This is a genomic window from Arsenicitalea aurantiaca, from assembly GCF_003994485.1.
In the GTDB taxonomy this organism is placed as follows: Bacteria; Pseudomonadota; Alphaproteobacteria; order Rhizobiales; family Devosiaceae; genus Arsenicitalea; species Arsenicitalea aurantiaca.
In genome coordinates, this window is record NZ_RZNJ01000022.1 from 1 (window position 1) to 261 (window position 261).

General features: G+C 65.1%; 1 pseudogene. It reads right to left on the reverse strand.

Annotation, left to right across the window (positions count from 1 at the left end):
• Window positions 1-261: pseudogene (locus EMQ25_RS17935) on the reverse strand (deoxyribose-phosphate aldolase); the annotation flags it as partial.

The window sequence follows — 261 nt, forward strand, 5'->3', positions numbered from 1 at the left end:
ACCCCCAGCCCCGCCAGCACCTCGCGCCGCACCGGCTGGCGCGCCTTGGCGCAGAGCCGCTCCACCCGCCCCGGCGTATCGTCGGCATTGAGCGTCGTCAGGTCGATCAGACTGATCGCCTTCAAAAGCCACGCCAGCTGATGATCCTTCTTCACCCCCCGCCGCGAACCAATCGTCAAAGCCCGACGCTCAACCGCCGAACGGTTCACCAAAACCCCGCCAACCCAATCAAGATCAAGCCCAAAACCAGGATTGCGGGGG